This window comes from Wolbachia endosymbiont of Drosophila mauritiana (assembly GCF_004795975.1).
Taxonomy (GTDB): domain Bacteria; phylum Pseudomonadota; class Alphaproteobacteria; order Rickettsiales; family Anaplasmataceae; genus Wolbachia.
Map to the genome: position 1 here is coordinate 992,526 of NZ_CP034335.1, position 12,409 is coordinate 1,004,934.

Below are 12,409 nucleotides of genomic sequence, written 5' to 3' on the forward strand. Positions count from 1 at the left end.
CATCTCTACTATTTGATTTGCATTTCTAAAGACATACACTTCATTTACTGCTATGTAATGGTGTTTTTTGCCACTTATGTCTGTGGCTTCCATTTTTAGTAAAGTTAGCTGAGTAGGGACTGCATGTTCTATATGATCAATTGGATCTTTAAAACATTTATTCATTAAAAACCCGACGTTGCCGGTATTTATTCCATACACATGTGTATCTTTATTTCCTATGACGTAGTCGTGCAGGGTGCGTAGCATAAAACCATCACCACCAACAACTATCAGCAAATCAACTTCAGGCTTACTTGCTTCTGCTATATTGATAAAATTAAGCTCCTGTAGTAGTTTAGATACTTCCTGAGACTTGGGTAGTGAAGAAGCAATATAGCCTACATTTTTATATTTATACATGTTAAATAAAGAGGGGAGGAACTAAAAAAGACTCCCGTATTTATCATTAAACTTAGCTATTTTACTATCCTTCTCCCCTGAACCGCTTGTCAAACTTCCAGTCCATGCAGGATGAGTAAGAGGATCTCTATCAAGCTTTATTCTTTGACCTTCTTTTCCATAAGTGGAATAGGTTTCAAACTCTTGACCATCTGTCATAACTATAGTGACTTTGTGATAATCGATTTTTGCCATTGTTCTTACAAATTTCTTACCAGCTAAAATTTTAGTGAATCTGGTTCATTTGGTCAATCATTATTGTGAAATATTGACAAAAAATAAATAAAGTAGTATTCTCAATGAAGAATGAAAAAATTTTTATGATTTTTGCTTTTCCTGGTCAGGGCTCCCAATTTGTAGGAATGGGAAAGAGCTTATATGATGAATTTTCAGTTGCAAGGAACGTATTTGATGAAGTAGATGACATATTGGGTAGAAAGCTGTCTCATTTGATTTTCAATGGTCCTATTGAGAATTTAACCATCACGGAAAACGCTCAGCCAGCTATAATGGCAGTGTCAATTGCAACGCTGCGTGTTATGAAGCACGTATTTGGTGAATCTCTTTACAGCGTTCAGTATGTTTGTGGGCATTCAGTTGGCGAGTATACAGCGCTTTGTGCTGCAGGGGCATTGACGCTTGAGTCTGCAGTTAAATTACTAAAAGTTCGTAGCGAAGCAATGCATGAAGCCTCGCTGAAATGCAAAGGTGGAATGGTTGCTCTACTTGGAGCAGAAATAAGTGAAGTAGAAGGTATATTAAAATCAGCTCAAATTGATTGTGAAATTGCAAACGATAATGGTGGTGGGCAGGTAGTGGTGAGTGGTACTGCAGAAGCTCTTGAGGTGTTACCTGATTTGTTTAAAAATTCGAGTGTGAAGAAAATGATTAGATTACAAGTTAGTGGGCCTTTTCACTCATCTTTTATGAAACCTGCTGATGAAAAACTTCTGGAATTTTTAAAAAGCATCAACATAACTCGCCCTTCGATTCCTTTTGTATCAAACGTTACAGCTAAGAAAGAAAGTGATCCAGAGATCATAAGAGCTTTGCTCGCTAAGCAAGTCATAAGCAGAGTGAGGTGGAGAGAAATGATTTTACATATGACAAGCCGTGGCACTAATAAATTCGTTGAAATTGGGCCTAATAAAGTTCTATCCAATTTAGTTAAAAGAATTGACCAATCTATCAATACAAAAAGCATAGGTAGTATTAGTGATGCTGATAACTTCTTTAATGAGTCATTAATGTTGACAGCGGAAAATTTAAAAGTTGGGTTAAGTTAAAGCATATCTATTTAATATCATTCAAGTAGCTAACACTAGTTCCTTTATGATGGTGTTATTCCAGTTACAACTGTACGAACATTATCTGTAGGGAGATGTCATTCCAGTGCTTGACACTGGTTTTTCATAATCATCAAAACGTTGTATTTAACATAAAGCAGCTACTTTTATACTCGTAAATTTAATAAAATTCCTGGGTCTCAGTTTCAAGCACTGGGATGACACCGAATAGGCTACTTGAATAATACCGAAAGAGCTACTGGAACGACAAGGTGCTACTGAATGACACCTTTGGGCACTGCCGTCATAAATCTGCTACTTTTTAGATGAACAAAGATGATCAGCTCTTGACGCTGAAATCCAGGAATCAAGAAGCCAGTGTCAAGCACTGAGATGACACCGAATGGGCTATCTAAACGACAAGGGGCTGTTTGAATAGCACCCTTCCGGTGTCTCAAACTACAACAGTTGTGAATAGAGAGTAATACGAAAAATTATACAATCAACGAACTACCTGTCATCTCGTTTGGCCTTTTGAGCCCAAGTAGCTGTAAAATAGTGGGAGCAATGTCAGATAATTTTCCATCTCTTAGTTTTAAATTGTCACAAGATATAATGAATGGAACTTTATTTAGAGTGTGTGCTGTGTGAGGTGTATTATTTTCTTCATCGAACATACATTCTACATTGCCATGGTCTGCTGTAATAATGAGTGCAGTGTTACCCACTTCTTTGACAACGTTGAGTACTTTTGCAAGGCAATCATCTACAGCGAGCACAGCTTGCTCAGCTGCTTTTATGTTACCTGTATGTCCTACCATATCAGGGTTAGCGTAGTTTACAACTATCAGCGCAAATTCTTGAGAATGAATTTTTTTTACAAGTTCTTCTGTGAGCTCAAAGGCTGACATTTCAGGCTGCAAATCATAAGTTTTAACTTTTGGTGAAGGAATTAGTATTCTTTCTTCACCGGAAAAAGGTTCTTCTCTTCCGCAATTAAAAAAGAAAGTCACATGCGCGTATTTCTCAGTTTCAGCAATGCGCAGTTGCCGTAATTTATTGTCTTCTATTATCTGTCCCAAAGTGTTGGCAAAAGATTCAGGAGGAAAAAGACAGGGAATTTTTAAGTCTGCTTTGTATTGCATCATACTTAAAATTGATGAGAATTTTGCTACTTCTATGTAGTTCGTTTTGCCTAGCAAAATACTTGCCAATTGTATCATTCGGTCAGCACGAAAGTTAGCCAATAGCAATCCATCTTCTGGTTTGATACCTTGATAATCGCCTATTATTGCAGGCCTGATAAATTCATCAGTTATGTTATTTTGATAATTTTCATCAATAAGCGATACTGCATCATCATAACGAGGCGCCTTTGCAAATGCGATGGCTTCATAAGCTTCAATTGTTCTTTCCCACCTATTATCACGGTCCATAGCGTAATAACGCCCAGAGACAGTGGCGATTCTTATATCATTTTCCTTTATGCTTTCTGTAAATTCTTGAATGCATCTTTTCCCTGAATTTGGCAGTGTGTCTCTGCCATCTAAAAATGCGTGTATTACAACTTTAATTCCGCGTTGTGATATCTTGTTTGCTAAAGATGAAATGTGCTTTTGATGTGAATGAACACCGCCATCTGATATCAATCCCATTATATGGCATATGCCATTCTTACTTTTTAGATCATTAATAAAATTCTGTAGATTTGCATTATTTTCTATCGTTTCGATTGCTTGATTAATACGCTGAAGGCTTTGCATTACCACTCTACCGCTACCAATATTCATGTGACCAACTTCTGAATTGCCTATCTGGTCTTCTGGTAATCCAACATCAGTTCCACAGGCAGATAAACTGCACTTTGGATAATTAGAGCTAATATGTTGCCAACAAGGTGGATTTGAATTGCTAATAGCATTGTATTTACTATTTTCTATTCCATTACCCCAGCCATCTAGTATACATAAAACGACTGATTTAAAGTTCATATAAAAGTTAACATCGAAACCCTCAATGGTACCAAAAACAAACTCTTCTCACAACTTTTGTGTTAAAATAAGAGATAGAAAAAGCTGCTTGGAGGCAATGGTATATGAAGTTTTTCATAAAATATTTTATTAAAGTGATTGACAGTTGCTGAAGTGTTTACTAAAACACTTGTATAGCTTTAATAGTGAGGTTAAATGAGCTCTAGCCAATATGTAAAGGATAATACTTTAGCAACATCAGGTTCTATAATTAATGTTTATAGATTAGTAAACTTTTTAAAAAGCAATACAAACATTACAAAGCTTATTTTACGATGTTCAAAAATTAATTATGAGGTTATAAAAGAATTAGCTCAGCTTTCTCATCTTACTTCACTTGATCTAAGTTGCAGTTATGTTGGTACAGAAGGTGCAAAGGTTTTAGCAAGCGGAAATCTTACAAATCTTACTTCACTTGATTTAGGAGGAAACGAAATTGGTGATGAAGGTACAGAGGCTTTAGCAAGCGGGAATTTTCCAAGCCTTGGTGAGCTTAAATTATACGATAATAAAATTGGCGATAGAGGTGCGAAAGCTTTAGCGAGTGGAAATCTTACAAATCTTACTTTACTTAGTTTAGGATTTAATGAAATCAGTGACAAAGGTGCGGAAGCTTTAGCGAGTGGAAATCTTACAAATCTTGTTACACTTAAAGTATATGATAACAGCATTAATTACAGAGGTGCACAAACTTTGACGAGTGGAAATTTGGTACGTCTTACTTCGCTTATTTTTAATTATTGCAGTATTGATAGCACGTTGCCTAAAAATTTTCTACCTGAATTAAGAAGGAAATGTAATAAAAGAAAAATAGTAGAGGAGCCAGATAGCAAGCTAAGTGAGGTGCAGGCATCTTTGCATTTTGATAGTAAAGGCTTTAACCTATATAACTTCACACGTTTTGTCTGTTTAAGAGACAAAAAAGGTAGTGAATTTTGGGCTAAAGGTGAAATGTACAGATTGTATAAAATAGTGCTCCCCGGGCCGGATTCGAACCAGCGACCAATTGGTTAACAGCCAACTGCTCTACCACTGAGCTACCGAGGAATAAACTGTTTTCAACTTATCATATTGAACGTAGATTGTAAATGATTTTTATGTGGACTTTAAACCTAGATATCATTCCAGAGCATGGAGCTGTAATCCAGTTTTTATTACCTGATATGCTCATTTGACAGTTAAGTCTTCTCTACCCCTATTTGCATAATACCTTGACGATTCTGTTCACGTTTAAAAGATACCGAGGTAGTAGGGTGTATTAATTTTTGCAAGCTGTTATTTTGCTATGGATTGCTGTAATGGCATCATCTATTTTATTGTTATCACAGCCTGTTTGGGCAAGTTCGGCATTTCCACCGCAATCCCTTCTGGTTACAGTAGATACTAGCTCTTTTGCATTGATCTTATTAGTTAAATCTTTACTTACTTTGACAATCAAAACTGTTTTATCCTTTTCTGTTACCATGAAGGCTATTACAGTTTTCGGTTTTTGTTGCTGTAGAGCAAATTCCCTTATTATACTTCCTGGAACGTTATTGAAAGTGTGGCTTGCGAAATTTATTCCATTTATTTCGGTACTTTTTACAGTTTCTACACTGATAAGCTTTTTATAAAGATTTTTTATTTTGACTTCAAATTCTTTGCGCTCCTGGCTTACAATACTGAGTCGACTTATTATTTCATTTACTGGTGCTTTTACGCATTCTGCAACTTTTTTTAAGCTAATTTCATTATTGCGTGCATAATTAATTGCTTCTTGACCGGTTAAAGCTTCGATTCTTCTTACTCCAGATGCAACGGAACATTCTGCTACTATCTTAAACAAACCAATTTCTCCAGTACGCTCCACGTGTGTACCGCCACATAATTCTTTTGAATCTCCAATTTTTACAACCCTAACCTTATCACCATATTTTTCACCAAATAAGGCCATGGCTCCTTCATCTATTGCCTGATCCATACCTTGAATTTTTGTAGATGTAGAAAGATTTTCTCTAATTAGAGAATTTACCATATCTTCTACCCAAAATAGCTGATCCTGAGTTACTGGCGTGTTATGACTGAAGTCAAATCTTAGCCTATTCGGTGCGACTAGAGAACCTTTTTGAGTAACATGATCACCCAAAATTTTTCTGAGTGCAAAGTGTAGAAGATGTGTAGCTGAATGATTTCTTCTTAAGTCTTGTCTTCTTTTCTTGTCAATACTAGCTGTAACTGTATCACCTTTACGAACTGAATCAGATTCAACTATACATCTGTGTAAATATAGGTCGTTAATCTTGTTGGTATTTTCAACTATTACCATACTTCCATCAGATTTGATAAAATTTCCAATATCTCCCACTTGTCCACCTGACTCTCCATAAAAAGGTGTTTTATCAAGTATAATAGTTATCTTTTCTCCTTCTTTTGCAGAATCAATTACTTCATTTTTAGGGGAAATTATTGCGAGTACTGTTGCATCCTTTACTTCATCACGTTCATAACCAACAAATTCCGTTTTGCCAAACTGATCGATTAAATTAAACCATACTTGTTCAACAGACTTTTCACCAGAGCCAGTCCAATTAGCACGTGCTCTTTCTTTTTGCTCTTTCATTGCATTATCAAAACCTTTTTGGTCAAAATTTATTTTCCTTTCTTTCAAAATATCAAGTGTGATATCCAAAGGAAATCCATAAGTGTCATATAGTTTGAATGCTGATTCTCCAGATAGAGTGTCACCTGATTTTAAATCTGCAGTGAATTTGTCCAAGAGATTAATGCCTTTCATTAAAGTGTCTTTAAAGTTTTCTTCCTCTGATTTTAACGTTGTTTCTATTAAGCTTTTAGCTCTGATTAGCTCTGGATAAGCATCTCCCATATAAGCCAAACTTGTGCCATCTATGAGTGCAGGAAAAACAAGGTTCAATAGAGAATCATTATATCCAAGTAGGTGGATATAACGTACTGCTCTCCTGATCAATCTGCGTAGTACATAATTTCTTCCTTCATTTCCAGGAAGCACTCCTTCTGCGATGAGAAATGCAGCTGCACGAAGGTGATCTGCGATAATCTTATGAGCTACTTTATTTTCCGTATTTCCACAGTACTCTTGCGATTTACTTACCAGAGCAGAAAATAGGTCAATATCATAGTTATCATGAATGTTCTGCATAACAGCTGCTATTCTTTCAAGGCCCATTCCGGTATCGATGCATTTTTTTGGTAATTTTTGTAAATTACCTTCTTCATCTTTATTAAATTCCATGAAGACCAGGTTCCAAATTTCAACAATTCTGTCGTCTTCATGCAAATCCTGATTTGCATGATCGTAAAAGATTTCAGAACATGGGCCACATGGACCAGTATTGCCCATGCTCCAAAAGTTATCATCTGTTGTAATTCTTATGATTTTATCATCTGAAAGGCCACTTATCTTACGCCAAATTTCATATGCTTCATCATCAGTGTGGTAAACAGTTATGGATAGTCTGTTTTTATCAAGAGACAATTCTTCAGTAATAAATTTCCACGCAAATTCTATCGCAGTTTCTTTAAAGTAATCACCAAAGCTAAAATTTCCGAGCATTTCAAAAAATGTGTGATGCCGAGATGTATAGCCAACATTTTCAAGATCATTGTGTTTACCACCTGCTCTGAGACACTTTTGACTTGAGACGGCACGTTTCATTTCAGTTTTTTGCGTGCCGGTAAAGATGTTTTTGAACTGTACCATACCAGCATTTGTAAACATGAGTGTTGGGTCATGCTCTGGAATCAAAGGAGAAGAAGGAACTTGCTCATGATTATTATTTACAAAAAATTTTATAAATCTTTCTCTAATTTCGTTTAGCTTCATCGTTTTTACTGAGGTTATCTATGGATAATAAGTTGTAACAGAAGTAAAATCAATTTATCAATCTAGATATTAATATATACATTACTTAGTATAATAAAAGTAACTTTTACATAAAAATTTTAATAAAAAGATATAGGTTTAAATATTTTATCCACTAACATAGAGAAGTATTTGTTAATTCAAATAATACTTTTATTAATTAATTTAAGGAGTGTGAAATGCCAAAAAAATTCCAAAACACTAAGAATAGCATGCGAAAGAGAGAAACAACAAATAAGCAGGAGATGGATGGTCCAACAATTAGAATTGCATCTGACTTGGAAAGTATAAAACAAAACAGAAGGGTAGAATTTTTAATTAAAGGAGAGAATTTAACAGTAAAAGACCTCTCTATATCTTCTAGAGCAGCTGAGATAGGCTTGGTTACAGGAATAGTAAATTCAATAGACATTCCTCAAGCAATTCGTGAATCGACAATAGATGGAATTATTTTAGGTCTTAAGAGTGGAGAAATAGAAAAAGGTAAAGAATATAATTATAGAGAATTTAAGAAAATATATCTAAAAAACCTTGTAGATGAATTGGGTAAGGATAGTTCAAAAAAGCTAAAAGAAAGAACTGATGAAAATAGCCAATTGAGAGAATCTACTACTGAAGAAATTGATTATCAGATGCAGGAAGATGTAACTATCGAATCAGCTTCTTTAACAAAACAAGAATTCGATTTTGCATCAAGCAAAGTAACTACTAAAGAGATTAATGACGTAATAAATGAAATAGAAGAATCAAATGCTAGTTATGGAATTGCTCCTGAAGATATAAGTAGTGTTTCCCGTTTTGATAGTAATTCACAAGAAGTGTTAGATCATTCTATATTTAATAGCACAGATGTGGAAGGGCCTAAATTACCCGAAATAAATGGAGGACAGTATATAGGAATAGCAGGGATTGCTGGTGGTATGTTGGGTGGAGTGCTAGCAGTAGCTTTTGCAGGATTAGGATACTTTGTATGGCATAGAAAAAATAGGGAAGGTAGCTACGATGTTGAAAAAGCGATGAAAAACCTTCCTGAACAAGCTCAACTTGAGCATTCCGGATCTACATCAGAAATAGAATCTTTGCTCAGCAATGCTACATCGGTAGCACATCTATCTCCTCAAATTAGCATCGAATAAAATTCCAGAGTTTGATGGCACAACAGTGCCATCAACTTAGCTCTCTAGCATTTGTAATGCTCTGGAACCAAAGGAGAAGAAATTTTCCTGTCTTACAAAAAATTTTATAACTCTTTCTCTAATTTTATATCGTTTTTACTAAGGTATAATAAGTTGCAATGAGAGTAAGATCAATCCGAATATTAATACATATACTATTTAGTATAATAAAAATCTTAGTAAAAAAATGTGGACTTAAATAATTTATCTTTTATACACAAGGAAATATTGATCAATTTGGAGGTCATATATGCCAGGAAGATTGTTACACGTTAAAGATACTGTACGAGAAAAAGGATTAATCAATAAGGAAAAAAGGAATAGATGGATTAGTATTGAATCTGAATTGCAAAATGTAGAACAAAATAGAACAATATATTTTCTATTGGGAGGAGGTGATTTAAAACTTAAGTATGTATGTATGCTTGATGATACATCTTATCGTATTCTTGTTGCTGAAGGAGAAATAGTGCGTGCAGAAAATCCAAAAGTGATGATTGATAATATCGTTTCTGATCTTAAGAGTGGAAAAATACGAAGTTATAAAGAATATAATGCCAAAGAGTTTTATGAAAAGTATCTCAAAGAGTTTTTGAGTAATGAGAATTTGCAAAAGATGGAAGCTGGTGATATTGAAAGTACAACAACAGAACTACCAAACTTAAAACAAGTAATGGAAAAAATGAAAAAATTAAACGCTAGTAATGGAATTACAATTCAAAATATAGGAAATGTTAAAAATACGACAAATATTTTGGGTAATCCTATGATTTATGATATGAACTTGAGAAGATTTAAATTATTGGAAACATCTCGATCAAATAAGGAAAATATGGGAGTGTTAACAGTAGGTATGTTAGCAGTGGTAGTAGTCTTGTTAGCAGCTATCGCAGCAGCTGTACCATTTAAATGTTGGTTTTATAATAGAAAAAATAAAATCCATAGTAGTTCTAAGGAAGAAACTCCATCTAGTAAGTTATTAAGTACAATAACCTTAGAAAGTAGAGGTAATAGTATTATTTAGCCAAAATATTGCAAAAATAGAATTTTTTTATTATTTTTTACAGTTTCCTCATTTAATAATTTTGATGTTCTAATTATTATACTTAATGTATCATTACCTGTTGTGTAAACAGGATGAGAATTTTCAATAATCTGCATCCTTTAGTAAGAAAAAATCAATACATTCACGATAAGTTTACCTCATATCTGTGTTTTATATGTGGAATTTCGAATGGAAAATTATGCAGGCAAAGAAAGAAGAATAGTGAATATAGTTACTCAACATTGGAGTGATATAAAAGGATCAGATAGAGAATGGCCAGAAAGACATGAAATAGACACTGCAGAAATCATGGAGTCATGGCAGCATTGTTTTATCATTGAAGTTAAAGAACGAGGTTATATATGTGAAAATGCAGGAGAAAAGGCTATTGAATTTTATGGTTTTGAACAAAAGATGTACATCGATAATAAGTATGCAATTGATGCACCATTTTTGCGGCTATATAAAATAGATGCAGTTATTGATAAACTTGAGACTGTAATAGAGAGTAAATGCTCAATTAACGAAGAAGAAGAAAGTGAAAGTGTTAAAATGAGGCAAGTATTGTTGCCAATTGGAGATAAAGAAGGTATAACACATATACTGGGTGTGATTACATTTAAGCTCCTCTAAAACACAATTTTAATTTGATTCTTTAACAAAATTATCTATACTCATAATTAATTACTACTAAAGAACTAAATAGCGGAACTTGTTTGGGATATGACAAAAATGAAATTAAAAACTAAATCTTCTGTCAAAAAGCGCTTTCACCTTACAGCTAAGGGCAAAGTCATCTCTACTCAGTCAGGTAAAAGACATGGTATGGTAAAGAGAAGTAAATCTAATATTCGTAATCAACGTGGTACAACGATTCTTAATAAATCTGACTCGCGCATAGTTAAGCTTTATATGCCTTATGGTATTTAACAAAATGGAGGTAAAATAAAAATGGCTCGAGTAAAACGTGGAGTCACTACTCATGCTCGTCATAAAAAAATATTGAAGCTAGCAAAGGGTTATAGAGGACGGGCAAAAAATTGTTATAGAATTGCATTACAAAGAGTTGAAAAAGCACTCCAATATGCTTACAGAGACAGAAGAACCTGTAAACGTGATTTTCGTGGTTTGTGGATAATACGTATTAATGCAGCGGCAAGGGAACATGGACTTACTTACGGTAGATTTATGCATGGTCTTAAACTTGCTGAAATTGATTTAAATAGGAAAATTCTTGCTGAGATGGCTGTTAACTATAAGGATGATTTTGCTAAATTAGTAGAAACTGTAAATAGTAAGTTAGCAGAAAATTCTTAAAGCAAAAACACCTAATGAGAATTATTTTCATGGGTTCACCGGAGTTTGCAGTTAGTACGTTAAGCTTACTATTGAAATCAAATAACGAAATAGTAGCATTATATACCAAGGCTCCAAAACCTTCAGGGCGTGGGCGAAAGTTAACAAAATCCCCAGTACACGTCGTTGCTGAAGAAAGTGACATAGAGGTATGTATTCCTACCTCTCTAAGATCTTCAATAGAGCAAGAAAAGTTTAGAAATTTTAAGTCAGATGTTGCAGTTGTTGCTGCGTATGGATTGATACTTCCAAAAGAAATTTTAAATATTCCCAAATATGGTTGTATTAATATTCATCCATCATTGCTACCTAGGTGGCGCGGTGCAGCTCCAATACAGCACACAATTTTAGCCGGAGATCAAGAAACCGGAGTTAGCATTATGCAGCTAGATGAAGGATTAGATTCTGGCCCTATTTTAAAACAGAAAAAGTTTCTTATTGAAAAAAGCGATAATTATAAGACGTTGTATGATAAATTGTCTGAATTAGGTAGTGATTTACTGCTGAAAGTACTAAACGAAATTGAAAAGCAAGTTCCCTTAAAACAGAGCGATAACGATGCGTGCTATGCTGACAAAGTAAAAGACTATAAAATTTACGCAAGTGACGCCTGTGAAATTGCTTATAGAAAGGTTAAAGCATTTTATCCAAAAGCATTCATTAAGGTAGAGAATAAACGTATCAAGATACTTGATGCTGAATTTGAAGCCTTCACTTCAGGACAAGGTGAGATCATTAATGATAATATGCATATAAGTTTAAAAGGTGGTACTTTAATTCCTAAAGTTGTACAAATGGAAGGAAGAAATCCTTGCGATATTAAAGATTTTGTTCGTGGCTTAAAATCAAGTTTAACAAAAAAATTTATAGAATAGACTACTTTGAAGGGAGGGTGAGGAGAGCTAAAGCAACTTCTACAATTTGGTATTCCGCTGCTTGTTAGCGGAATCTACAACAAGATACCGCGTTTTTGGTGTACGAACATTGCAATTTGCAGGTAATTTGAGTAGTAGATGGTGTCATTCCAGTGCTTGATAATGGAATCCAGTTTCTATTGTACAGCCACCTGGTGTGCTCATTGAAAGTGAAGTTTTCTGGATCCCAGTGTCTGGGCACTGGGATGACATCTTTCTTGGTCTCTTGTATCACAATGTTCGTACAGTTGTGGATAACGTGGCGGTATGACGTAGTAGCTA

11 protein-coding genes, 1 tRNA gene and 2 pseudogenes are annotated in these 12,409 nt (G+C 34.5%); 8 read left to right on the forward strand and 6 right to left on the reverse strand.

The features are described 5' to 3' along the window. Positions 1–402, reverse strand: a pseudogene (locus EJB00_RS04775) (NAD(+)/NADH kinase); the annotation flags it as partial. Positions 403–423: 21 nt separating this feature from the next. Beyond that, on the reverse strand, positions 424–636 hold the full coding sequence (gene rpmE / locus EJB00_RS04780) for a 50S ribosomal protein L31 (protein WP_015587840.1): 213 nt from the start codon (positions 634–636) through the stop codon (positions 424–426). A gap of 125 nt (positions 637–761) precedes the next feature. On the opposite strand from rpmE, the gene fabD reads away from it, so the two are divergent. Continuing rightward, on the forward strand, positions 762–1,727 hold the full coding sequence (gene fabD / locus EJB00_RS04785; RefSeq protein WP_015587841.1) for an ACP S-malonyltransferase: 966 nt from the start codon (positions 762–764) through the stop codon (positions 1,725–1,727). A gap of 494 nt (positions 1,728–2,221) precedes the next feature. On the opposite strand, the gene gpmI is transcribed toward fabD, so the two are convergent. Next, positions 2,222–3,718: a 2,3-bisphosphoglycerate-independent phosphoglycerate mutase gene (gene gpmI / locus EJB00_RS04790; protein ID WP_015587842.1), complete on the reverse strand. Its 1,497-nt coding sequence runs from the start codon at positions 3,716–3,718 to the stop codon at positions 2,222–2,224. 195 nt (positions 3,719–3,913) lie between these two features. On the opposite strand from gpmI, the gene EJB00_RS04795 reads away from it, so the two are divergent. Continuing rightward, complete coding sequence (locus EJB00_RS04795; protein WP_225416321.1) at positions 3,914–4,771, forward strand: leucine-rich repeat domain-containing protein; 858 nt, start codon at positions 3,914–3,916, stop codon at positions 4,769–4,771. On the opposite strand, the gene EJB00_RS04800 is transcribed toward EJB00_RS04795, so the two are convergent. Together EJB00_RS04800 and alaS are read right to left on the reverse strand one after the other, a co-directional pair. After that, positions 4,733–4,804: transfer RNA gene (locus tag EJB00_RS04800), tRNA-Asn, on the reverse strand. The two genes, EJB00_RS04795 and EJB00_RS04800, sit on opposite strands and share 39 nt — an antisense overlap. Positions 4,805–5,015: 211 nt before the next feature. Further along, entirely contained in the window at positions 5,016–7,598 is a 2,583-nt protein-coding gene (gene alaS / locus EJB00_RS04805) for an alanine--tRNA ligase (protein ID WP_135352698.1), read from the reverse strand. 218 nt (positions 7,599–7,816) lie between these two features. Here alaS and EJB00_RS04810 point away from each other — a divergent pair, with 218 nt between their 5' ends. The 6 genes from EJB00_RS04810 to fmt all read left to right on the forward strand — a co-directional run bounded on the left by EJB00_RS04810 (position 7,817) and on the right by fmt (position 12,088). Further along, positions 7,817–8,773, forward strand: a complete 957-nt coding sequence (locus tag EJB00_RS04810; RefSeq protein ID WP_015587845.1) for a hypothetical protein — start codon at positions 7,817–7,819, stop codon at positions 8,771–8,773. 289 nt (positions 8,774–9,062) lie between these two features. After that, positions 9,063–9,836, forward strand: a complete 774-nt coding sequence (locus EJB00_RS04815; protein WP_015587846.1) for a hypothetical protein — start codon at positions 9,063–9,065, stop codon at positions 9,834–9,836. 210 nt (positions 9,837–10,046) lie between these two features. After that, the gene (locus EJB00_RS04820; RefSeq protein WP_015587847.1) at positions 10,047–10,490 is read left to right on the forward strand and encodes a PAS domain-containing protein; all 444 of its coding nucleotides are present in this window, start codon (positions 10,047–10,049) and stop codon (positions 10,488–10,490) included. A gap of 90 nt (positions 10,491–10,580) precedes the next feature. Then, positions 10,581–10,787 (forward strand): 50S ribosomal protein L35, encoded by a 207-nt coding sequence (gene rpmI, locus EJB00_RS04825; protein ID WP_015587848.1) that lies wholly within the window; start codon positions 10,581–10,583, stop codon positions 10,785–10,787. 21 nt (positions 10,788–10,808) lie between these two features. Then, positions 10,809–11,174: a 50S ribosomal protein L20 gene (gene rplT / locus EJB00_RS04830; RefSeq protein WP_015587849.1), complete on the forward strand. Its 366-nt coding sequence runs from the start codon at positions 10,809–10,811 to the stop codon at positions 11,172–11,174. Between the two features lie 14 nt (positions 11,175–11,188). Further along, complete coding sequence (gene fmt / locus EJB00_RS04835) at positions 11,189–12,088, forward strand: methionyl-tRNA formyltransferase (protein ID WP_015587850.1); 900 nt, start codon at positions 11,189–11,191, stop codon at positions 12,086–12,088. A gap of 91 nt (positions 12,089–12,179) precedes the next feature. On the opposite strand, the pseudogene EJB00_RS06625 reads toward fmt, so the two are convergent. Next, positions 12,180–12,332, reverse strand: a pseudogene (locus EJB00_RS06625) (WPE palindromic element domain-containing protein); the annotation flags it as partial. Between the last annotated feature and the right edge of the window lie 77 nt (positions 12,333–12,409).

Excerpts from the sequence above, each read along its gene's own strand:
- EJB00_RS04810 (WP_015587845.1), top strand. The coding sequence starts at position 7,817 with ATGCCAAAAAAATTCCAAAACACTAAGAATAGCATGCGAAAGAGAGAA.
- alaS (WP_135352698.1), bottom strand. The coding sequence starts at position 7,598 with ATGAAGCTAAACGAAATTAGAGAAAGATTTATAAAATTTTTTGTAAAT.
- fabD (WP_015587841.1), top strand. The coding sequence starts at position 762 with ATGATTTTTGCTTTTCCTGGTCAGGGCTCCCAATTTGTAGGAATGGGA.
- rplT (WP_015587849.1), top strand. The coding sequence starts at position 10,809 with ATGGCTCGAGTAAAACGTGGAGTCACTACTCATGCTCGTCATAAAAAA.
- EJB00_RS04815 (WP_015587846.1), top strand. The coding sequence starts at position 9,063 with ATGCCAGGAAGATTGTTACACGTTAAAGATACTGTACGAGAAAAAGGA.
- fmt (WP_015587850.1), top strand. The coding sequence starts at position 11,189 with ATGAGAATTATTTTCATGGGTTCACCGGAGTTTGCAGTTAGTACGTTA.
- rpmI (WP_015587848.1), top strand. The coding sequence starts at position 10,581 with ATGACAAAAATGAAATTAAAAACTAAATCTTCTGTCAAAAAGCGCTTT.
- rpmE (WP_015587840.1), bottom strand. The coding sequence starts at position 636 with ATGGCAAAAATCGATTATCACAAAGTCACTATAGTTATGACAGATGGT.
- EJB00_RS04795 (WP_225416321.1), top strand. The coding sequence starts at position 3,914 with ATGAGCTCTAGCCAATATGTAAAGGATAATACTTTAGCAACATCAGGT.
- EJB00_RS04820 (WP_015587847.1), top strand. The coding sequence starts at position 10,047 with ATGGAAAATTATGCAGGCAAAGAAAGAAGAATAGTGAATATAGTTACT.
- gpmI (WP_015587842.1), bottom strand. The coding sequence starts at position 3,718 with ATGAACTTTAAATCAGTCGTTTTATGTATACTAGATGGCTGGGGTAAT.